The following is a 20198-nucleotide window of genomic DNA, read 5'->3' as shown; positions in this document are numbered from 1 at the left end:
CGCCTGCTTCGCAAGGAAGCTGGCTCATCAGTTTGGCGTGTTCCGCCGTGCTGGTAGGGGCGCATTATAGGGAGCCGCGCCGGGATGACAAGGGCTTTTTGTAAAAATGCGTTCGTTTGCTGAAAAAGCAGGCTGAACCTCATGAAATGCGAGTTTTAGCTCCGTTTCATGCCGCTTTTTTGTTCACTCCATCGGTCTGGGCCTGGATGTAGTTCACCCAGCTGGTCGCCCGCTGTTGCCAGTTGTCCTGCTGTTGCAGCTCGCGAGCCAGCTCCAGCGCCTGGGCATACTGCTCCTTATTAAGATGTGCCTGCACCAGCAGTGCCTTGGCTCTGTTGCCCTGCTCACCCTTGGCTGACTTCATGGCCACCAGCTGGGTCATGGCGGCTTCTGTCTTGCCTTGTTGCAGCAACAGCTCGGCGACGCGCATGGCCGCCTTGGGCTGGGCATGCTGTTTGGCGAGCAGTTGCCAGCTATCTACCGCCTTGGGCCACTCGCGGGCACCTTCCCACAACTGGGCCAGCAGTTGCTGGTTCTCGGCACTTCCCTTCATCTGTCCCTTGGCCATGGCCGCTTCCAACAGACGGGCGCCGCGATAGGGCAGCCCCTGCCAGGCATAGAGCCGGATCAGCTGGTTGCGGGCGGCAGCGTCGTCCATCAGTTTTCTATCGATGGCGGTCTGCAACAACGCCAGCGCCTGGTCCCCGCGCTTGGCGGAGAGGTTGAGGGATACCGCCTGCTGCCACCACTTGCTCTCTTTCGGTTCGTGGCGGATCAGCTCTTCCGCCTGATCCGCCGCCACACCATAACGTTGCAGGGCAGTGAGGGCGGAGAGGCGAATGATCGCCGTCTGCTTGTGCCAGCCTTTCTTCAGCAACTGCTCGCTCTGGCTGACCGCCTCGCCATATTGCTTGTTGTGGTAATAGAGGCCGGCCAGGCGCAGACGCAAGGCATCGTCGGACTTGAGTGCCAGTGCGGCCTTGTAACTGGCGATGGCGCCTGACCAGTTGGATTGCTGGGCCTGGATATCCCCACGCAGCCGCAGCAGTTGCAGCTGTTGTTGCTCGGGCCACTCTTTATAGGCAAGGGCCTGTTCGACGTAGCGGCTTGCCTGGGTGGTCTGTTGCAGATTGGCTGCCAGCGAGGCCTGCAGCTGCGCCAGCCAGGCGCGCTCGGCATCGGAGCCAGGCTTGAGCCCGGTCGCCTTGTTCTGGGCCTGTTGCCACTGACCCGACTGATAGAGCTTCATCACGGGCTCCAGCTGACGGGAGAAATGAGGGCTCACTTCCATGGCCAGACAGGCTTGGCTGACCAGGGCCAGCAGACAGATCCAGATCCGCAACATGGTTACGACTCCAATTTGAATTTGAGATTGATGGTTTGCACCAGCTTGTCGGTGGCACCCGGTCTTGGCTGGTAGCGCCACTTGCTGACGGCCTGAATCGCCGCCCGCTCGAACTGCCGCTTGGGTTTGGCGTCGATCACTTCCACGTCCTGTACCCGCCCCTCGGCATCGACGCTAAAGCGCAGGGTCACCGAGCCCTCTATGCCGGCCTGCTGGGCCCGATAGGGATAAACGGGTTCGACCCGCTGCAAGGGGGTCAACATGTCGCCGACCCCTATGCCCGCGCCTTGTGACTGACCATGGAAGCTGCCGCTCGCCACCGGGGTGGGGCTGGTTGCGACCCCAGGGGCAGATACCTGCACCGCGCTCAGGCTGGATACCAGATCCAGGCTGGGCTGCACCGAGGGCAGCGGCGCCGCCGCCGGCATGGGCATTGGCGTGGACGCCAGGGCGGCGGGAGGCTCCGGCAAGGGTTCCGGCTCCTGGGGTACCGGGCGCTCGCGCACCTGCACCTCGTTCACCTCGGTCTGCATGTTGATGACGATGGCTTTCTGCTCGGACGAGGTCTTCTCTCCCCGGGGGGGTTCCACCAGCGTGGCCATGAACAGCAGGATCCCCAGGCTGAGGGCAATCCCCAGCCCCAGGCTCATCAGCTTGAACTTCATTTCGGCGCCACCGCCACGGCGATATTGGCGATGCCTGCCGCCTTGGCCTCATCCATCACCCGCACCACCTTGCCATGGGGTACCCGCTCATCGGCCTGGATCACCAGGCTGGCGTCGGGCTGCTCCGACAGCAGACGGGCCAGACTGGCCTGCACCCGCTCCACATCCACCTGTTTGCGGTCGAGGAAGATCTGCCCCTGGGCGCCGATCGCCAGCATGATGCTGGAGGACTTCTGTGCCTTGGCCTGGCTCGCCTGGGGCCTGTGCACCTCTAGCCCGGCTTCCCGCACGAAGGAGGTGGTCACGATGAAGAAGATCAGCATGATGAATACGATATCCAGCATGGGGGTCATGTCGATCTGCACTTCATCACGCTGGCGTTTGGATTGCCGTCTCATTGCATTACCTTCTCTTCTCGCAGGCCGTCCCGGGTCTTGGCCAGCGCACGCTTGGCCTGGCTCTCGAGACGACTGAGTAACAACACGCCGGAGAGCGCCACCACCATGCCTGCCATGGTGGGGATGGTGGCGCGGGAGATCCCGCCCGCCATGCTCTCCGGGTTAAAGCGGTTGGCGGCGGCCAACGCATCGAATACGCCTATCATGCCGGTCACAGTGCCGAGCAGACCCAGCATGGGGCAGAGCACCACCAGGGTGCGGATGAAGATGAGATGGCGGTTGAGCTCGAGTTCGGCCTCGGCCAGCCAGCGGCTGCGGATCGCCTTGGCGTGCCAGCTGTGGCGCTCGCTGCGCCCCTGCCAGCGGCCGAACAGCTGCCGCTGCAGCGGACCGAAACCCAGGTTGAGGTAAAGCAACCGCTCGATCATCAGAATCCACATCAGCACCAGCAGGGCCAGGATGACCCAGAGCACGGGGCCGCCACGGCCCATGAAGCTCTGCAACTGTTGCCAGATGTCGACCATCATGCCACCCGCTCCATCCCGTCCCCGTTATTCTCGGCCCGCTCGGCCAGAATGCCGGCGACCTGCTGCTCCAGCACGTTGGAGAGCTCGGTGAAACGGGATTGCAGCAGGCTGTGGGCCAGGATCAGCGGAATAGCGGCCACCAGCCCCTGTACTGTGGTGATCAGCGCCATGGAGATGCCGCCCGCCATGATCTTGGGATCGCCGGTGCCGAACTGGGTGATGGCCTGGAAGGTGCCTATCATGCCGGTGACGGTGCCGAGCAGCCCCAGCATGGGGGCAATGGCCGCGATCACCTTGACCATGCCGATGCCACGCTCCATCCGGGGCGTCTCCTGCAGTATGGCCTCGTCCAGCCTCAGTTCGAGGGTCTCCATGCTCAGCTCCGGGTGCTTGTCTGCCACCGTCAGCACCCGACCGAGGGCGTTGTCGGCGTGGTATTCGCCGCTCTTGAGCTGGCGACGCACCAGGGTCAGTTCGCGGGAGAGGGTCCAGAGCCGCACGGCGGCAATGCCGAGGCCGATGGCGGCCAGCAGCACTATGATGGCGCCTACCTGGCCCCCTTGCTGGACTTGCTGCCAGAAGGTCGGTGCCTGGGCCTGCATCTCGAGCAGGACGCCGTGGGAGGGATCCAGCGGCAACGCCTCGCCTTCCTTGCCCTGATAGGCGGTCAGCTCGGACAACAAGCCGCCGGGCAGTCCCAGTACAGGGATCAGCCCTTCGCCGCTCGGTTGCAGGAAGCCTTCGCTGCCAAACAGCGCGAAGCTGCCGACCCGGGTCAGCGCCTGCTCACTGGCCGCGCCCTGGGCATTGAGCACCTTGCCATCGAACTGGACAACCCGACCCGACTCGCGGATCTCCTGCAGCAGGGTGGCGGGCAGCAGGGCGAGGGCGGCGCGATCCGGCACCTGCTTGTCCTGGGCCATGGCCTTCAAGGCTGTCAGGCGATCCGGATACTGGCCCTGCACCGAGGAGTCACCCAGTAGCTTGACCGCATCGCTGGCCCCCTGGCGGGTCACCGCGAAGATCTCGTTCATGTCGCCGGAGGCTTGCTCCCAGCGGGTGTTGAGCTCGACCAGCTGCTTTTCATTGCTGGCAAACTGGCCGGCCAGCTCCTTGCTCAGGCGCTGAGCCTCGGCCAATCTGGCGCGGGCACTGTGCAATTCGGTGGAGACAGATGCCAGATCCTGCTGTGCCTGTTGCTCGCGGGCCTGTTCCTGCTGCTGCCACTCTTCATTGGCAAGGGCCAGCTGGGAGCAGAGGGAGAGGGTGATCAGAAGGGGGAACCATTTCATGACTGAGCCTCCTGGCTACGCGCGACAGACAGGGGCACATGCAACAGTTGCGGGACTTTCTTGTCGGCCGCCATGTCCAGCGCATCGGCAAGGGGGGTAAGCCACTCGCTATCCAGCGGCAACCAGGTCTTGCTCTCGGCGGACCAGCGCCAGCCCTGGGTGCGATCGGCTGTCATGGCCAGCAGGGAGACGCGACCGAGCGCCAGCACATCGACCCGGCGCTCGGCACCATCCAGCGCCAGCTGGGCGGGATAGGCATCCATCCTGCTGCCGTATTCGGCTTCGATCTGGTAGGCCTGCAGCAGCTGGCGGAACTTCTCCGCCTCGCTCACGTCCGCCCGGGCCAGGGTCACCTTCAGCTGCTCGACCCGCGCCAGACGGTCCTCCTTGCGCAGGGGAATGTCATCCTGCACCAGCTGTTCCAGATCCGCCTGCATCTGCAACATCAGCGGGATCAGGCCCTGACGGGTCTCCTGAACCGCTTCCAGCTGTTGAGTCAGCTTGCCCAGCTCATTCTGCTGATCGGCCACCAGAGACTGCATGTAGCGGTTGTAGGCTTCCAGATCCCGCAGTTGCAGCTGGGCATTTTGCAGCTCCAGCCGGGCGGCAACGGCGGCATCGGCCGCCTTTTCTACGCGCTGCTGGGAGGCTTTCCCATCCGCGATGCTGTTTTTCAGTGCGGGCGCGACCAGATCGTCTGCCGAGGCGACGAAATGAACGGCCAATGGCAACAAGGCCAGACCCCAGATCTTTTTCATGGTACACAATCTTAACAATGATAACTATTCTCATTGTCTCAAAGAGTGGGGTCAGTGGCAATCAGATGATTTTCTTGGCCTGTGGCTGAAAAAACAGGATACTTTTTAGACAAGCACGGGAACAACTGGCGTTGGTAGTCACAACACCATTTTAAATAACTAAAAAATGTCTTTTCGATCAGGATGATAAGTGGTCGAAGAAGGAGACTTACATGTTTAACGATGCGATCTGGGAACACATAGATCGGTTCACCAAGGCCAAGAAAACCAGCGACATCCAGCAACAACTGGAGCGCTTCAGCCATCAGATGGGATTTGATTACTTCAGATTGCTGATCATTTTCCCCATCAGTATGCAGAAATCACACGTGGCCTTGTTCAACAACTGCCCGACCAGCTGGTTTGATGCCTACACGGAGCGGCACTACCTGACCCAGGATCCTGTGGTCTTCCTGGGCCTGAAGCAGACCCAGCCCATCTTCTGGAACAAGCTCGACTGCGACTCCCCCTGGCTGCCCAGCGCCAGCCGGGAAGTGATGAACCTCGCCGCCGACTTTGGCGTGAGAAACGGTGTCTCCTTCCCGCTGCACACCCCTCAGGGGGAACACGGCATCCTCTCCTTCATCAGCAAGGAAAGGTCCAACTCTGACCTGATGTTTGAAAACGTTCCCATGCTCTCATTTTGTGCCAGCTACATCTTCAACGCGGCGCTGCAGCTGATAAAGAGCAGGCCGGACCTGATGAAGCATCTGGCCGAGCTGTCGGATCGGGAGAAGGAGTGCCTATTCTGGGCCAGCGAGGGCAAGACCTCCTGGGAGATAGCCACCATACTGGGCATCAGCGAGCGCACAGTGAACTTCCACCTCAATCAGGTCACCAACAAGACGGATTCGAAGAACCGCAACCAGGCGATCGCCAAGAGCATCTCCAGCGGCATCATAGTGCCCTCGCTGGACGACGTGACCATCACCAATCTGCGGCTGTCATAACAGCAACCCCGCCAAGCAACCAAAAAAAGAGCCGCAACAGCGGCTCTTTTTTCATGTCTGACAACGGCTTATTCCACGGTCACGGATTTCGCCAGGTTACGCGGCTGATCCACGTCGGTGCCCTTGATGAGGGCCACGTGGTAGGAGAGCAGCTGCAACGGCACCGTATAGACGATGGGGGCTATCATCTCTTCCACGTGATTCAGGCTCATCACCCGCATGGTCTCGTCGCTCTTGAAGCCGGCGTCCGCATCGGCGAACACATAGAGGATACCGCCACGGGCGCGCACCTCTTCCACGTTGGACTTCAGCTTCTCCAGCAGATCGTTGTTCGGCGCCACGACGATGATGGGCATCTCGGCATCGATCAGTGCCAGCGGGCCGTGCTTGAGCTCGCCGGCGGCATAGGCCTCGGCGTGGATGTAGGAGATCTCTTTCAGCTTGAGCGCCCCCTCCATGGCGATGGGGTACTGGCTGCCACGGCCGAGGAAGAGGCTGTGATGCTTGTCGGCAAACTCTTCGGCCAGGGTCTCAATCTGCTTGGCCAGCGCCAGGCTCTCCTTGATGCGCAGCGGCAGGGCCTGCAGCGCCTTGACCAGTTCGGCCTCAGCCTCGGCGCTCAGGTTGCCGCGGCAGTGACCGACGGAGGCCACCAGCATCAGCAGGCCGGCCAGCTGGGTGGTGAAGGCCTTGGTGGAGGCCACCCCGATTTCTGCCCCGGCCCGGGTCATAAAGGCCAGGTCGGATTCGCGCACCAGGGAGGAGCCCGGCACGTTGCAGATGGCGAGCGAGCTCATGTAACCGGACTCCTTGGCCAGGCGCAGGGCCGCCAGGGTGTCGGCGGTCTCGCCGCTCTGGGAGAGGGTCACCAGCAGGCTGTTGGGGCGCACCACGGACTTGCGATAGCGGAACTCGGAGGCGATCTCCACGTCGCAGGAGACGCCGGCGATTTCCTCGAACCAGTAGCGGGCCACCATGCCGGAGTTGTAGGAGGTGCCGCAGGCGACGATCTGGACGTGCTCCACCTTGTCGAAGATGGCACGGGCGCCATTGCCGAAGGACTCGACCACCACGTGATCCGTGCCCAGACGGCCTTCCAGGGTGTTGGTGATGGCCTTGGGCTGCTCGTAGATCTCCTTGAGCATGTAGTGGCGGTACTCGCCCTTGTCACCGGCGTCGTGGGAGAGCTCGGACTCCAGCTCCTCGCGCACCACGGCATTGCCGTCGGTGTCGAAGATGTGCACGTCGCGGCGGGTCACCTCGGCCACGTCACCCTCTTCCAGGAAGATGAAACGGCGGGTCACCGGCAGCAGGGCCATCTGATCGGAGGCGATGAAGTTCTCGCCGATGCCGCGACCAATCACCAGGGGCGAGCCGGAGCGGGCCACCACCACGCGGCTGTCGTCACGGCTGTCCATCACCACTGTGCCGTAGGCACCGCGCAACTGCTTCACCGTGACCTGCATGGCCGCCAGCAGGCTGGGGGCGGATTTCAGCTCGTGGTGGACCAGGTGGGCGATCACCTCGGTGTCGGTGTCCGAGGTGAACTCGTAGCCCATGCCCTGCAGCTGGCTGCGCAGCTCTTCGTGGTTCTCTATGATGCCGTTGTGCACCACGACGATATGCTCGGAGACATGGGGGTGGGCATTGCGCTCGGACGGCTCGCCGTGGGTCGCCCAGCGGGTGTGGGCTATGCCGGTACCGCCATGGACGGACTGCTCCTCCAGTGCCTTGGCCAGCTCGGCCACCTTGCCGAGGCGACGCACCCGCTGCAGCGGCTGGTTGGCGCTGAACACGGCCACACCGGCGGAGTCATAGCCGCGGTATTCCAGACGGCGCAGGCCTTCTACCAGGATTTCAGCCACATCACGTTGGGCCACTGCCCCGACGATGCCACACATAGACTTCTCCTTGAAATGTAAGACGTTAATTCGATTGGATAATAGATGTTTGGGTCAAACCGCCACGGGGGCGCAGATCAGTGCTATCCCCCTGGCCTGGATCTGTGCTCTGGCCTCGTCGTCCAGCCCCACGTCGGTCACCAGGGTATGGATGCTGGACCAGGGCAGCTCGAGATTGGGGATCTTGCGGCCTATCTTCTCCGACTCCACCATGACGATGACCTCGCGGGACACCTCGGCCATTACCCGAGAGAGGCCCACCAGCTCGTTGAAAGTGGTGGTGCCCCGCTCCGGGTCTATGCCGTCGGCGCCGATGAACAGCTGGTCGAAGTCATAGGAACGCAACACCTGCTCCGCCACCTGTCCCTGGAAGGATTCGGAGTGGGGATCCCAGGTGCCGCCGGTCATCAGCAAGGTGGGCTCGTTCTCCAGCTCGCGCAGGGCACCGGCCACGTTGAGGGAGTTGGTCATCACGATGAGGCCGCGCTTGCTGCCCAGCATGGGGATCATGGCGCTGGTGGTGCTGCCGCTGTCGATGATGACGCGGTTGTGATCGCGGATGCGCTCGGCGGCGGCACGGGCGATGGCCAGCTTTCGTTTCGAAACTTGATCCGGGTTGCTGTCCACCACCATCTCGCTCGGCAGAGGCACGGCACCACCGTAACGGCGCAGCAGCAGACCGCCGGTCTCCAGCACTGCCAGATCCTTGCGGATGGTCACTTCCGAGGTGGAGAAGTGCTTGGCCAAGGCATCGACGCTGACTTCGCCCTGTTCCTGCACCAGGGTCACTATGGTGTGACGGCGCTGTTGAGTGTTGCGTTTGGTCATCTTAAAGTTTCGATTCGAAAGAATGGCGAAATATTAATACCTTTTTGGGAAAAATCAAACGGCAAATAGGATCCGATTTGGTTCGATGCCAGAATGGTCAGGCCGATTTGTGACGAGGACGCCATGCAAAAACGAGTCATCTGGCTGGTGGAAGATGAGGCCAGCATTGCCGACACCCTGATCTATGCCCTGCAGACCGACGGTTTCGAGGTGGAGTGGTTCCCCCTCGGCCAGCCGTTGCTGGCGCGACTGGAACAGTCGCACCCGGATTTTCTGATCCTGGATGTGGGGTTGCCTGACATCAGCGGCTTCGAGCTGTGCAAGCAGGTGCGGGCCCTGACCGACACTCCCCTGATGTTTCTCACCGCCCGCAGCGAGGAGATAGACAGGTTGATCGGGCTGGAGATAGGGGCCGACGACTACGTGGCCAAACCCTTCTCGCCGCGGGAGGTGTGCGCCAGGGTGAGGGTGATACTGCGCCGCAGCCAGCCGAGCGCTCCCCAGCCCAGCGCCCTGCTGGCACTGGACGAGGAGCGGGCCCGCATCTGCTTCCACGGTCAGCCCCTGACCCTCACCCGCTACGAATATCTGCTGCTCAAGACGCTCATGCAGGCGCCGGGCCGGGTCTACTCCCGCCAGCAGCTGATGGACCTGGTGTGGAGCGGGGCCGAAGAGAGCCTGGATCGCACCGTCGACACCCACATCAAGACCCTGCGCGCCAAGCTGCGGGAGCGGGACTCCGAGGCCAATCTGATCCTGACCCACCGCGGGCTGGGCTACAGCCTGGAGCTGGCATGAACTCAGGGGTGCCGGGCACCGGCCGGGGGATGAGATGAGAATCGGATTGCAACTGCTGTGCGGCCTGGTGCTGATCTTCGCCCTGGCCGCCTGGTTCGTGCTGGAGATCTTCGTCGAGGAGATCAAACCCGGGGTGCGCAGCGCCACCGAGGATACCCTGGTGGATATGGCCCAGCTGCTGGCCCCCCTGGCCCTGGACGATCTGCAGGAGGGGAGGATGGCGGATGGCCGGCTGGCCAGCGCCTTCGCCCGCCTCAACCAGAGCCCCATCAACGCCCTGATCGACGGTCACCTCAAGCAGCAGGCGGAGTACCGCATCTATGTGGTCGACGCTAAAGGCAAGGTGGTCTATGACTCGGACGGAGTGGATCTGGGCAAGGACTATTCCCGCTGGAACGACGTCTACCGCACCCTGCGCGGGGAGTATGGCGCCCGCAGCACCCGCAGCGATCCCGACGATCCCGCCAGCTCTGTGATGCACGTGGCTGCCCCCCTGCGCGAGGGGGACGAGATCCTGGGTTCCCTCACCGTCGCCAAGCCCAACCGCACCCTGCTGCCCATGATAGAGCGCAGCGAGCACCAGCTGTTGCAGGGGGCGGCCCTGCTGCTGTTCATCTCGCTGCTGATCGGCGCCCTGCTGGTGTGGTGGCTCACCCGCGCCATCGGCAAGCTGGTGCACTATGCCGATGCGGTCAGCCAGGGTCAGCCCGCCAGCCTGCCGAGGCTCCACAGCCCGGAGCTGGACCGGCTCGGCCACTCCCTCGAGACCATGCGCCGCCAGCTGGACGGCAAATCCTACATCGAAGCCTATGTGCACAGCCTGACCCACGAGCTCAAAAGCCCGCTGGCCGCCATTCGCGGGGCTGGGGAGATCCTCGCCGAGGCGCCGCCCCCCGAGGTGGCGCGGCGCTTTATCGGCAACATCAACCTGGAGACGGCCCGCATGCAGCAACTGATCGAGCGCATGCTGCAGCTCGCACGCCTCGAATCGGGGCAGGGGCTGGACAGACAGGCCACAGCCCCCGCCACGCTGGGCAGGCGGGCTCTGGATGCCCGCCAGATAGTCGCAGCCCGTCGTCAGGTGGCCCTGGGGGCAGAGCTCGCCGACGCCCCCAGGCAGAAGTGGGATCCCCTGCTGGTGGAGCAGGCACTGGGCAACCTGCTGGACAACGCCCTCGACTTCTCACCCGCCGGGGGTCACATCCGGCTGAGCGGCGCCATGGAGGAGGGGGGCTACTGCTTCCGGGTACGGGATCAGGGGCCCGGCATCCCGGACTATGCGCTGCCGCGGATCTTCGAGCGCTTCTACTCCCTGCCCAGACCCGACAAGGGCAAGAGCAGCGGCCTCGGGCTCAGCTTTGCCGCCGAGGTGGCCCGCCAGCACGGCGGCCGGCTGACCCTGGGCAACCAGCCGGAAGGCGGAGTGCTGGCCGAACTCTGGCTGCCTGCCGGCTAGGGGACTTCACACTGAACACACAGAGCCGGGCTAAGCTGCGCCTCCTCGGATAGGGTCCAGCCCGGACCCGTCTACCCGCGTTCTGATGAATCAAGGAGATGTTCATGCCCCGCATTCTGTTGTCCGGCCTGCTTGCCGCCGGCCTCTTCTGTGCCTTGCCCGCCAGCGCCACCACGGGCTGCCTGCTGTTCGCCGATGGCAGCGGCAAACCCCTCAGCGCCCAGGGTGACTGCGCCAGCCAGCTGACGCCCGCCTCCACCTTCAAGATCCCGCTGGCGCTGATGGGCTATGAGAGCGGCTTCCTGGTGGATGAACAGCTGCCCGCCCTGCCATTCAAAGCCGGCGACCCTGACTTCCTGCCGGAATGGAAGCAGACCACCACCCCGAGCAACTGGATGAAGTTCTCGGTGATCTGGTACTCCCAGCGCCTCACCGAATGGCTGGGAGAGGCGCGCTTCCAGCAATACGTCGACCGCTTCGACTACGGCAACCGGGAGTTGTCGGGCAACCCGGGCAAGCACGATGGCCTGACCCAGGCCTGGCTCAGCTCCAGCCTCGCCATCAGCCCCCAGGAGCAGGCCCGCTTCCTCGGCAAGCTGGTGAGCGGCAAGCTGCCGGTCTCCGCCGAGGCGGTGCGCCGCACCAGCACTCTGCTGCGTCAGCCCGACATCGATGGCTGGCAGATCCACGGCAAGACCGGCATGGGCTACCCCAAGTTGCTGGATGGCAGCCTCAACCGGGATCAGCAGATCGGCTGGTTCGTCGGCTGGGCCAGCAAGCAGGACAAGCAGCTCATCTTCGTGCACACAGTGGTGCAAAAACCCGGCAAGCAGTTCGCGTCCCTCAGGGCAAAGGAAGAGGTGTTTGCCGCCTTGCCAGCAGAGCTGAAGAAACTCTGATCCCCAACCGGCGCCTGGCGCCGGTTTTTTTATCCCCCTTCACTCCCACTTCACAGGGCCCCATCCCCGCTTCACCCGACCAGGGCACAGTCGATCCCATCAACAAGGAGAGGCGTCATGGTCAAACAGATATTCACCCACAAGATTGTGCTGCTGCTGTTGCTCAGCCTGCTGCTGATGATCCCGGTTCACTCCATCATGGAGCTGAACCGGGAGCGCCAGGCCTACCGTAGCCAGGCCATCCACAGCATCATGGCCAGCAGCAGCGGTCCGCAGCGCCTGCTGGGGCCTGTACTGGTGCAACCCTATACCCGGGCCGTCACCGTCGAGCAGGATGGCAAGCGCTTCGTGCGCGAGGAGCGGGTCTATCGCTACCTGCTGCCGGACAGACTGGATGTGCGGGCCAGCATGGAAGTCACCCCACGCAAGCTCGGCATCTATCAGGCTCAGGTCTATCACGGCCGGCTCTCCCTCTCCGGCCGCTTGCCGGCCAGCCTGGCCGACAAGGTGCTGGTGGCCGGCAACCCGGATCTCAGCTTCGACGCCGCGGATCCCGCCCTGATCCCGGGCAAGCCCTACCTCAGCCTGGTGCTGTCCGATGCTCGCGGCATCAGCAGCGTGCCCGAGCTGCAACTGGGGGAGCGGCGCATTCCGTTCGCCCCCGGAGCCCTGCTGGGTGACGGCCTGGCCGGCATCCATGCTCCGCTCGAGCGCCTGCCCGGGGAAGATGGCCGCTTTCACATCGAGCTTAACCTGCAGGGCATGAACGCACTCGAGGTGGTGCCGATCGGCCAGGACAGCAGGTTCAACCTGAGTGGCAACTGGCCCCATCCCAACTTCATCGGCGATTTTCTGCCCGGCAACCGCACCCTGAACGATCAGGGGTTCGACGCCAGCTGGCAGACCAGCTGGTTTGCCACCGACATGGAGCGGCGCTTCACCCGCATGATGAAGGGGGCGGGGGCCGAGTTGCCCACCTTCAGCGTCAGCCTGGTGCAGCCGGTGGATCACTACCAGCTGAACGAGCGGGCCGCCAAGTACGCCCTGCTGTTCATCGGCCTCACCTTCCTCAGCTTCTTCATGTTCGAGCTGCTCAGGGGGCTGCGGGTACACCCGATCCAGTACGCCCTGGTGGGCATGGGGCTGGCCATCTTCTATCTGGTGCTGTTGGCGCTGACCGAGCACCTCGGCTTTGGCTGGGCCTATCTGATTGCCAGCCTCGCCAGTGTGTCGCTCAACGGCTTCTACCTCAGCCATGTGCTGGGGGGGCCGCGTCAGGGCCTCGGCTTCGCGGCCCTGCTCGGGCTGGTCTACGCCATCCTGTTCGGGCTGCTGCAAGCCGAGGAGATAGCCCTGCTGCTCGGCGCCCTGCTGCTGTTCGCCATCCTGGCGCTCATCATGGTGCTGACCCGCAAGCTGGACTGGTATGGAGTGATGGGCAACCCGCCCCCTTCTCCAGCCCCGGGCCAAGAGAGCTGAAAACAAAACCGGCGCCCTCAGGGCGCCGGTTTCATTTCATTGATCGGGCATCACTTCTTCTTGACCGGGCGGGCCCAGTTCTTGATGTGGCGCTGGGGCACCCGGGTGATCACCAGCTCGTGCTCGGCCACATCCTTGGTGATGGTGGAGCCGGCCCCCAGGGTCGCCCCCTTGCCGATGCGCACCGGCGCCACCAGCTGGGTATCGGAGCCGACGAAGACGTCATCCTCTATGATGGTCTGGAACTTGTTCACCCCATCATAATTACAAGTGATGGTGCCGGCACCGATATTCACCTTGGCGCCGATGTCCGCATCCCCCAGGTAGGTCAGATGACCACACTTGGAGCCGACCCCGAGCCGGGATTTCTTCATCTCGACGAAGTTGCCGACATGGGCATCCTGCTCCAGCACGGCACCCGGACGCAGACGGGCGAAGGGGCCGACCGAACATTGATCGGCCACCAGGGCACCCTCGATGACGGAGTAGGGTTTCACCTCGCTGTGATCGCCAATCTCGCAATCCTTCAACACGGCACCGGCACCTATGCGCACATGGTTGCCGAGCTTGACCTTGCCCTCGATGATGACGTTGACGTCGATCACCACCTCCTCCCCGATCTCCAGGGTGCCGCGCAGATCGAAGCGGGCCGGATCGATCAGGGTGACCCCGGCGATCATCAGCTTCTCGGCCTGCATCTGCTGATAGCTGCGCTCGAGGGCCGCCAGCTGGACCCGGTTGTTGGCCCCTTCCACCTCCATGGCGCTGTCCGGATGGACGGCGGCGATGGGGCAGCCATCCCCATGAGCCATGGCGATCACGTCGGTCAGATAGAACTCCCCCTGGGCGTTCTTGTTGTCCAGGCGCGACAGCCAGCCGCTCAGCTGGGCGCCATTGGCCACCAGCACACCGGTATTCACCTCGCGGATGGCGAGCTGTTCGGCACTGGCATCCTTCTGCTCGACGATGCCGACCACCTGGCCGTTTTCCCGCACTATGCGGCCGTAGCCGGTGGGGTTGTCCAGCACCACAGTCAGCAGCGCCATGCCGTCGTCGGCCTTGGCGGCCAGCAGCCGTTGCAGGGTCTCGGGCTGGATCAGCGGGGTGTCGCCGTAGAGCACCAGCACGTCATCCTCATCCTGCCAGAACGGGATCGCCTGGGCGACCGCATGGCCGGTGCCCAGCTGCTGCGCCTGCAACACCCAGTTGAGATCCGGGGCGGCGATCCGCTCCTTGAGCAGCTCGGCGCCGTGGCCATAGACCAGGTGCAGTTGCTCGGCACCTATCTGGCGGGCGGTGTCGATCACATGGGACACCATGGGTTTATTGGCGACAGGGTGCAGCACCTTGGGCAGAACGGAACGCATGCGAGTACCTTTACCCGCAGCCAGGATCACGACGTTGAGAGACATAGCCAGCCTTTGAAACATGAGGAAATGCTCGGCGGAGTCTATCCAACGGGCAAAAAAAAAGCGACCCGAAGGTCGCTTTTTGCATCACCGTGATTAGCGGTAATTCTTTTTGACGATATCGATAACCCGCAGCTGGGCCATTGCTTTGGCCAGCTCGGCAGACGCCTGAGCATAGTCGATATCACCATGGGAGCTGCTGATCCGCTCTTCGGCACGACGCTTGGCTTCCTGGGCTTTCGCCTCATCCAGGTCATCGGCACGAATGGCGGTATCGGCCAGCACGGTCACGGCTTCGGGTTGTACTTCCAGCATGCCGCCGGAGATGTACAGCACCTCTTCGCTACCATTTTGCTTGATCAAGCGGACCAGGCCCGGCTTGATGGCAGTCAGCAACGGAGCATGACCGTGGCGGAGACCCAGCTCACCCTCGGAGCCTGTTACCTGGGCAGATTGCACGCGACCGGAAAACAGTTTCCCTTCGGCGCTCACTACATCCAGGTGAAATGAGATCATCTCAGCCATGGGCCCTCCTATCGAGGCTTACAGTTTCTTGGCTTTCTCGACGACTTCGTCGATACCGCCAACCATGTAGAACGCCTGCTCGGGCAGATCGTCATACTCGCCTTTCAGGATGCCCTGGAAACCGCGAATGGTCTCTTTCAGCGGCACGTACTTGCCGGAAGAACCGGTAAATACTTCGGCCACGAAGAACGGCTGGGACAGGAAACGCTCAATCTTACGGGCACGGGATACGGTCAGTTTGTCTTCTTCTGACAGTTCATCCATACCCAGGATGGCGATGATGTCCTTCAGCTCCTTGTAGCGCTGCAGCACGATCTGCACACCACGAGCGGTCTCATAGTGATCCTTGCCAACCACCAGCGGATCCAGCTGACGGGAGGTGGAGTCCAGCGGGTCAACGGCCGGGTAGATACCCAGTGCCGCGATCTGACGGGACAGAACTATGGTCGCATCCAGGTGGGCGAAGGTGGTCGCCGGAGACGGGTCGGTCAAGTCATCCGCAGGCACGTAAACGGCCTGGACTGAGGTGATGGAACCGGTCTTGGTGGAGGTGATACGTTCTTGCAGAACACCCATCTCCTCGGCCAGGGTCGGCTGGTAACCTACTGCGGACGGCATACGGCCCAGCAGTGCGGATACCTCGGTACCGGCCAGGGTGTAACGGTAGATGTTGTCCACGAAGAACAGCACGTCACGACCCTCGTCACGGAACTTCTCGGCCATGGTCAGACCGGTCAGCGCCACGCGCAGACGGTTTCCGGGCGGCTCGTTCATCTGACCGTATACCAGAGATACTTTGTCCAGTACGTTGGACTCCATCATCTCGTGGTAGAAGTCGTTACCCTCACGGGTACGCTCACCCACACCGGCGAATACAGAGTAACCACTGTGTTCGATCGCGATGTTACGGATCAGCTCCATCATGTTGACGGTCTTGCCTACACCGGCACCACCGAACAGACCGACCTTACCACCCTTGGCGAACGGACAAACCAGGTCGATAACCTTGATGCCGGTCTCCAGCAGCTCGGCGCTGTTGGACTGATCTTCGTAGCTGGGGGCTTCGCGGTGGATGGACCAACGCTCTTCTTCGCCGATCGGACCCTTCTCGTCGATGGGCTCGCCCAGTACGTTCATGATACGACCCAGGGTCGAGGTACCAACCGGTACCTGGATGGCCTTGCCGCTGTTAACTACTTCCAACCCACGACGCAGACCGTCGGAGGAACCCATGGTGATGCAACGAACGACGCCGCCGCCGATCTGTTGCTGAACTTCCAGTACCAGACCCTGGCCTTGGCCTTCGCTGATGACTTTCAGTGCATCGTACACCTGGGGCACGGCATTCTGCGGGAACTCGATGTCCACTACAGCGCCGATGATTTGGACGATGAAACCGTTACTCATGTCAAATCCTCTAAACCTTTGATAACCCTTGCCTTACACCGCAGCAGCACCGGATACGATCTCTGTCAGTTCCTGGGTAATACTGGCCTGACGGGCCTTGTTGTACACCAGTTGCAGATCGTTAATCAGGTTGCCGGCGTTGTCAGTCGCGGCTTGCATGGCAACCATTCGGGCTGCCTGTTCACTTGCCAAGTTTTCTACCACGCCCTGGTACACCTGGGATTCGACGTAGCGAATCAACAGGGTATCCAGCAGCTGCTTGGGATCCGGCTCATAGAGGTAATCCCAGTGGTGTTTCTTGGCGAGCTTGCTGTCTTCTGTTACGGGCAAAGGCAGCAGTTGATCGACTTTTGGTTGCTGAACCATGGTGTTGACGAACTTGTTGTACACCAGATACAGCCTGTCAATCTCACCGTTGTCGTAAGCCTTCAGCATGACCTTGACTGAACCAATCAGGTCATTGACGCTCGGGTTGTCACCCAGTCCGGAGACATGGGCTTTCACCTTGGCGCCGTGCCGTTCAAAGAAGTTGGAGGCCTTGCTACCGATCAGTGCCAAGTCAACCTTGGCACCTTTCGCGCTCCATTGCTTCATATCGTTGAGGGCAGCTTTGAACAGGTTGATGTTCAGGCCGCCACACAGGCCACGGTCGGTGGAGACGACGATGTAACCCACTCGCTTGACCTCACGTTCGATGAGGTAGGGGTGCTTGTATTCCAAGTTCCCCTGAGCGATATGGCCGATCACCTTGCGCATGGTTTCAGCGTACGGACGGCTGGCAGACATGCGTTCCTGCGCACGGCGCATCTTGCTGGCTGCCACCATTTCCATAGCGCTGGTGATCTTCTGAGTGTTCTTCACACTCCCGATCTTGTTACGTATCTCTTTTGCGCCGGCCATCTCTTCTCTCCATCAGGTGGCAGCTTGCGCTGCCACACACGCTTACCAGGTCTGGGTTGCCTTGAAGCTATCCAGCAACGCAGTCAGCTTGCCAACGATCGCGTCGTTGTAGTCGGCCTTGGCATTGATTTCAGCCATCAGCTCGGCATGCTGGGTATTGGCGTAAGAGAGCAGAGCGGCTTCGAAGTCGACTATCTTGCTCAGTTCGACATCGGCGAGGTAGCCCTTCTCGGCGGCGAACAGCACCAGAGACTGGTGAGCCACGCTCATCGGAGAGTACTGCTTCTGCTTCATCAGCTCGGTCACTTTCTGACCGTGATCCAGCTGCTTGCGAGTCGCATCGTCCAGATCGGAAGAGAACTGGGCGAAAGCCGCCAGCTCACGATACTGGGCCAGCGCGGTACGGATACCACCGGACAGCTTCTTGACGATCTTGGTCTGAGCGGCACCGCCCACACGGGATACGGAGATACCCGGGTCAACCGCCGGACGAATACCGGAGTTGAACAGCTGAGTGGTCAGGAAGATCTGGCCATCGGTGATGGAGATCACGTTGGTCGGAACGAACGCAGACACGTCGCCAGCCTGGGTTTCGATGATCGGCAGCGCGGTCAGAGAACCGGTCTGGCCAGTCACGGCACCCTTGGTGAACTTCTCGACGTACTCGACGTTGACGCGGGAAGCACGCTCCAGCAGACGGGAGTGCAGATAGAAGACGTCGCCCGGGTAAGCTTCACGTCCTGGCGGACGGCGCAGCAGCAGGGAGATCTGGCGATAGGCTACGGCCTGCTTGGACAGGTCATCATAGATGATCAGCGCGTCTTCACCGCGGTCACGGAAGTACTCACCCATGGAGCAACCGGCATAGGGAGCCAGGTACTGCAGGGCAGCTGCTTCGGAGGCGGAGGCGACGACCACTATGGTGTTGGCCAGGGCGCCGTGCTCTTCCAGCTTACGCACCACGTTGGCGATGGTGGAGGCCTTCTGGCCAATCGCAACGTAGACGCACTTAATGCCGGAGTCTTTCTGGTTGATGATGGTGTCGATCGCGATGGCGGTCTTACCAACCTGACGGTCACCGATGATCAGCTCACGCTGGCCACGACCGATGGGGATCATGGCATCGATGGCTTTCAGACCGGTCTGGACTGGCTGGTCAACAGACTTACGCTCGATAACGCCCGGGGCAATGACTTCGATAGGCGAGTAGCCGTCGTTGTCTACCGGACCCTTACCGTCGATCGGCTGACCCAGGGTGTTGACCACCCGGCCCAACAGACCACGACCGACCGGCACTTCCAGAATACGGCCGGTACCCTTTACTTTCATCCCTTCAGCCAGGTTGGCATAGGGACCCATGACAACGGCACCAACGGAGTCACGCTCCAGGTTCAATGCCAGAGCGAAGCGGTTACCCGGCAGCTCGATCATTTCACCCTGCATGGCATCGGCCAGACCGTGGATACGAATGATACCGTCACTCACAGAGACGATGGTACCTTCGTTACGCGCTTCGCTTTTGACATCAAACTGCGCAATGCGCTGCTTGATCAGCTCGGCGATTTCAGTGGAATTCAGTTGCATGCTCTAATACCCCAATCAAGATTGCAGCGCGTCGGCCATGCGATCCAGCTTACCGCGGACCGTGCCGTCGATAACCAGATCACCGGCCTTGATGAGCACCCCGGCCATCAAGGACGCATCTGTGCTGCAATTCAGCTTCACTTTGCGCGCGAGACGTTGTTCCAGAGAAGCCTGAATAGCGGCCTTCTGCTGGTCGGTCAGTTCGATCGCCGAAATCACGTCAGCCTGAACTTCTTTGTCCAGTTCAGCCTTGAGCGCGACATATTCAGCAACGACAGCCGGCAGCACACCCAAGCGACCATTCTCAGCCATCACCCGGATCAGGTTCTGACCATGCTCGTTGAGCTGCTCACCGCAGACACCGACAAACAGATTTGCCAGTTCTTCGGCGGCCACGGAGCCGTTTACCAGGTCATGGATGGTCTCGTTCTCTGCCACTTGTGCGGCGAAACCGAGCATCTCCAGCCATTGGTCAACCGCCTTGTGCTCAACGGCAAACTCGAAAGCAGCCTTGGCGTAGGGGCGAGCGATTGTAGTCAGTTCAGACATAGCCCCGTTCCCGTTACAGTTCTGCTACCAGTTTGTCGACGATGTCGCTGTTGGCAGCCTGGTCGATTTGGCGTGCCAGGATCTTCTCTGCACCCGCGATGGCAAGAGCAGCAACCTGCTTGCGCAGTTCTTCTTTGGCACGATGACGTTCAGCTTCGATCTCTGCACGGCCCTGAGCCAGGATTTTTTCCCGCTCTGCTTGAGCTCCAACAGCGGCTTCATCAATGATCTGGGCCTTGCGTTTGTTGGCCTGATCGATGATTTCAGCAGCCTGAAGCTTGGCTTCTTTCAGCTGATCGGTGGCGTTGGCCTTGGCCAAATCCAGATCTTTCTTGGCACGTTCGGCAGAAGAGAGACCATCAGCAATTTCTTTCTGACGGGCTTCGATGGCAGCGATCAGCGGCGGCCATACGTACTTCATGCAAAACACTACGAAGATGAAAAAAGCAACTGCTTGGCCGAGGAGGGTGGCGTTGATATTCACAGCCG

Annotated in this window: 20 protein-coding genes; 5 read left to right on the top strand and 15 right to left on the bottom strand. The window is 61.7% G+C overall.

Features of this window, described 5'->3' with window-relative positions; translation table 11 throughout:
• Positions 1-166 precede the first annotated feature (166 nt).
• The 6 genes from HB860_RS19415 to HB860_RS19390 are packed head-to-tail and all read right to left on the bottom strand — an operon-like array spanning position 167 to position 4985.
• Positions 167-1345, bottom strand: coding sequence for a tetratricopeptide repeat protein (locus HB860_RS19415; RefSeq protein ID WP_247627657.1), 1179 nt, complete (start codon positions 1343-1345; stop codon positions 167-169).
• A gap of 2 nt (positions 1346-1347) precedes the next feature.
• The gene (locus HB860_RS19410) at positions 1348-2010 is read right to left on the bottom strand and encodes an energy transducer TonB (protein ID WP_247627656.1); all 663 of its coding nucleotides are present in this window, start codon (positions 2008-2010) and stop codon (positions 1348-1350) included.
• The gene (locus tag HB860_RS19405; protein WP_025328850.1) at positions 2007-2408 is read right to left on the bottom strand and encodes an ExbD/TolR family protein; all 402 of its coding nucleotides are present in this window, start codon (positions 2406-2408) and stop codon (positions 2007-2009) included. The genes HB860_RS19410 and HB860_RS19405 overlap by 4 nt, the downstream gene beginning before the upstream one ends.
• Positions 2405-2935, bottom strand: coding sequence for a MotA/TolQ/ExbB proton channel family protein (locus HB860_RS19400; RefSeq protein WP_025328851.1), 531 nt, complete (start codon positions 2933-2935; stop codon positions 2405-2407). The genes HB860_RS19405 and HB860_RS19400 overlap by 4 nt, the downstream gene beginning before the upstream one ends.
• A complete protein-coding gene (locus tag HB860_RS19395) occupies positions 2932-4227 on the bottom strand; it encodes a MotA/TolQ/ExbB proton channel family protein (protein ID WP_247627655.1) in 1296 nt (431 codons plus the stop codon). The genes HB860_RS19400 and HB860_RS19395 overlap by 4 nt, the downstream gene beginning before the upstream one ends.
• Positions 4224-4985, bottom strand: coding sequence for a DUF3450 domain-containing protein (locus HB860_RS19390; protein WP_205642817.1), 762 nt, complete (start codon positions 4983-4985; stop codon positions 4224-4226). Before HB860_RS19390 ends, HB860_RS19395 begins: the two co-directional genes overlap by 4 nt.
• A gap of 212 nt (positions 4986-5197) precedes the next feature.
• Here HB860_RS19390 and HB860_RS19385 point away from each other — a divergent pair, with 212 nt between their 5' ends.
• Entirely contained in the window at positions 5198-5974 is a 777-nt protein-coding gene (locus HB860_RS19385) for a LuxR family transcriptional regulator (protein WP_005326226.1), read from the top strand.
• 68 nt (positions 5975-6042) lie between these two features.
• Here HB860_RS19385 and glmS read toward each other — a convergent pair whose 3' ends face one another.
• Both glmS and HB860_RS19375 read right to left on the bottom strand, forming a co-directional pair.
• Complete coding sequence (gene glmS, locus HB860_RS19380) at positions 6043-7875, bottom strand: glutamine--fructose-6-phosphate transaminase (isomerizing) (protein ID WP_247627654.1); 1833 nt, start codon at positions 7873-7875, stop codon at positions 6043-6045.
• A gap of 54 nt (positions 7876-7929) precedes the next feature.
• Positions 7930-8703 (bottom strand): DeoR/GlpR family DNA-binding transcription regulator, encoded by a 774-nt coding sequence (locus HB860_RS19375; RefSeq protein WP_247627653.1) that lies wholly within the window; start codon positions 8701-8703, stop codon positions 7930-7932.
• Positions 8704-8826: 123 nt separating this feature from the next.
• On the opposite strand from HB860_RS19375, the gene blrA reads away from it, so the two are divergent.
• The 4 genes from blrA to creD all read left to right on the top strand — a co-directional run bounded on the left by blrA (position 8827) and on the right by creD (position 13335).
• Positions 8827-9501, top strand: coding sequence for a two-component system response regulator CreB (gene blrA, locus HB860_RS19370; RefSeq protein ID WP_247627652.1), 675 nt, complete (start codon positions 8827-8829; stop codon positions 9499-9501).
• A gap of 34 nt (positions 9502-9535) precedes the next feature.
• Positions 9536-10957, top strand: coding sequence for a two-component system sensor histidine kinase CreC (blrB, locus tag HB860_RS19365; RefSeq protein ID WP_247627651.1), 1422 nt, complete (start codon positions 9536-9538; stop codon positions 10955-10957).
• A 104-nt stretch (positions 10958-11061) separates the two neighbouring features.
• Positions 11062-11856, top strand: a complete 795-nt coding sequence (blaOXA, locus tag HB860_RS19360; protein WP_247627650.1) for a class D beta-lactamase — start codon at positions 11062-11064, stop codon at positions 11854-11856.
• 117 nt (positions 11857-11973) lie between these two features.
• Positions 11974-13335 (top strand): cell envelope integrity protein CreD, encoded by a 1362-nt coding sequence (gene creD / locus HB860_RS19355; protein ID WP_247627649.1) that lies wholly within the window; start codon positions 11974-11976, stop codon positions 13333-13335.
• A gap of 50 nt (positions 13336-13385) precedes the next feature.
• Here the strand turns inward: creD and glmU are convergent, their stop codons facing one another.
• The 7 genes from glmU to atpF form a co-directional block, all read right to left on the bottom strand.
• On the bottom strand, positions 13386-14747 hold the full coding sequence (glmU, locus tag HB860_RS19350) for a bifunctional UDP-N-acetylglucosamine diphosphorylase/glucosamine-1-phosphate N-acetyltransferase GlmU (protein ID WP_247627648.1): 1362 nt from the start codon (positions 14745-14747) through the stop codon (positions 13386-13388).
• Positions 14748-14840: 93 nt separating this feature from the next.
• Entirely contained in the window at positions 14841-15269 is a 429-nt protein-coding gene (locus HB860_RS19345) for a F0F1 ATP synthase subunit epsilon (protein WP_025328862.1), read from the bottom strand.
• 18 nt (positions 15270-15287) lie between these two features.
• Complete coding sequence (gene atpD, locus HB860_RS19340; protein ID WP_041206630.1) at positions 15288-16676, bottom strand: F0F1 ATP synthase subunit beta; 1389 nt, start codon at positions 16674-16676, stop codon at positions 15288-15290.
• Between the two features lie 33 nt (positions 16677-16709).
• Positions 16710-17576, bottom strand: a complete 867-nt coding sequence (atpG, locus tag HB860_RS19335) for a F0F1 ATP synthase subunit gamma (protein WP_041206629.1) — start codon at positions 17574-17576, stop codon at positions 16710-16712.
• Between the two features lie 42 nt (positions 17577-17618).
• Positions 17619-19160: a F0F1 ATP synthase subunit alpha gene (gene atpA / locus HB860_RS19330; RefSeq protein ID WP_005326253.1), complete on the bottom strand. Its 1542-nt coding sequence runs from the start codon at positions 19158-19160 to the stop codon at positions 17619-17621.
• A gap of 15 nt (positions 19161-19175) precedes the next feature.
• Positions 19176-19709: a F0F1 ATP synthase subunit delta gene (gene atpH, locus HB860_RS19325; RefSeq protein ID WP_139437155.1), complete on the bottom strand. Its 534-nt coding sequence runs from the start codon at positions 19707-19709 to the stop codon at positions 19176-19178.
• Positions 19710-19722: 13 nt separating this feature from the next.
• On the bottom strand, positions 19723-20193 hold the full coding sequence (gene atpF / locus HB860_RS19320) for a F0F1 ATP synthase subunit B (RefSeq protein ID WP_139437153.1): 471 nt from the start codon (positions 20191-20193) through the stop codon (positions 19723-19725).
• Positions 20194-20198 lie beyond the last annotated feature (5 nt).

It is taken from the genome of Aeromonas genomosp. paramedia, from assembly GCF_023093515.1.
Classification (GTDB): Bacteria; Pseudomonadota; Gammaproteobacteria; order Enterobacterales; family Aeromonadaceae; genus Aeromonas.
The sequence above is the reverse complement of the archived record's forward strand: the minus strand, read 5'-3'. Positions and strand labels throughout refer to the sequence as shown.

Excerpts from the sequence above, each read along its gene's own strand:
- HB860_RS19415 (WP_247627657.1), bottom strand. The coding sequence starts at position 1,345 with ATGTTGCGGATCTGGATCTGTCTGCTGGCCCTGGTCAGCCAAGCCTGT.
- HB860_RS19410 (WP_247627656.1), bottom strand. The coding sequence starts at position 2,010 with ATGAAGTTCAAGCTGATGAGCCTGGGGCTGGGGATTGCCCTCAGCCTG.
- HB860_RS19405 (WP_025328850.1), bottom strand. The coding sequence starts at position 2,408 with ATGAGACGGCAATCCAAACGCCAGCGTGATGAAGTGCAGATCGACATG.
- HB860_RS19400 (WP_025328851.1), bottom strand. The coding sequence starts at position 2,935 with ATGATGGTCGACATCTGGCAACAGTTGCAGAGCTTCATGGGCCGTGGC.
- HB860_RS19395 (WP_247627655.1), bottom strand. The coding sequence starts at position 4,227 with ATGAAATGGTTCCCCCTTCTGATCACCCTCTCCCTCTGCTCCCAGCTG.
- HB860_RS19390 (WP_205642817.1), bottom strand. The coding sequence starts at position 4,985 with ATGAAAAAGATCTGGGGTCTGGCCTTGTTGCCATTGGCCGTTCATTTC.
- HB860_RS19385 (WP_005326226.1), top strand. The coding sequence starts at position 5,198 with ATGTTTAACGATGCGATCTGGGAACACATAGATCGGTTCACCAAGGCC.
- glmS (WP_247627654.1), bottom strand. The coding sequence starts at position 7,875 with ATGTGTGGCATCGTCGGGGCAGTGGCCCAACGTGATGTGGCTGAAATC.
- HB860_RS19375 (WP_247627653.1), bottom strand. The coding sequence starts at position 8,703 with ATGACCAAACGCAACACTCAACAGCGCCGTCACACCATAGTGACCCTG.
- blrA (WP_247627652.1), top strand. The coding sequence starts at position 8,827 with ATGCAAAAACGAGTCATCTGGCTGGTGGAAGATGAGGCCAGCATTGCC.
- blrB (WP_247627651.1), top strand. The coding sequence starts at position 9,536 with ATGAGAATCGGATTGCAACTGCTGTGCGGCCTGGTGCTGATCTTCGCC.
- blaOXA (WP_247627650.1), top strand. The coding sequence starts at position 11,062 with ATGCCCCGCATTCTGTTGTCCGGCCTGCTTGCCGCCGGCCTCTTCTGT.
- creD (WP_247627649.1), top strand. The coding sequence starts at position 11,974 with ATGGTCAAACAGATATTCACCCACAAGATTGTGCTGCTGCTGTTGCTC.
- glmU (WP_247627648.1), bottom strand. The coding sequence starts at position 14,747 with ATGTCTCTCAACGTCGTGATCCTGGCTGCGGGTAAAGGTACTCGCATG.
- HB860_RS19345 (WP_025328862.1), bottom strand. The coding sequence starts at position 15,269 with ATGGCTGAGATGATCTCATTTCACCTGGATGTAGTGAGCGCCGAAGGG.
- atpD (WP_041206630.1), bottom strand. The coding sequence starts at position 16,676 with ATGAGTAACGGTTTCATCGTCCAAATCATCGGCGCTGTAGTGGACATC.
- atpG (WP_041206629.1), bottom strand. The coding sequence starts at position 17,576 with ATGGCCGGCGCAAAAGAGATACGTAACAAGATCGGGAGTGTGAAGAAC.
- atpA (WP_005326253.1), bottom strand. The coding sequence starts at position 19,160 with ATGCAACTGAATTCCACTGAAATCGCCGAGCTGATCAAGCAGCGCATT.
- atpH (WP_139437155.1), bottom strand. The coding sequence starts at position 19,709 with ATGTCTGAACTGACTACAATCGCTCGCCCCTACGCCAAGGCTGCTTTC.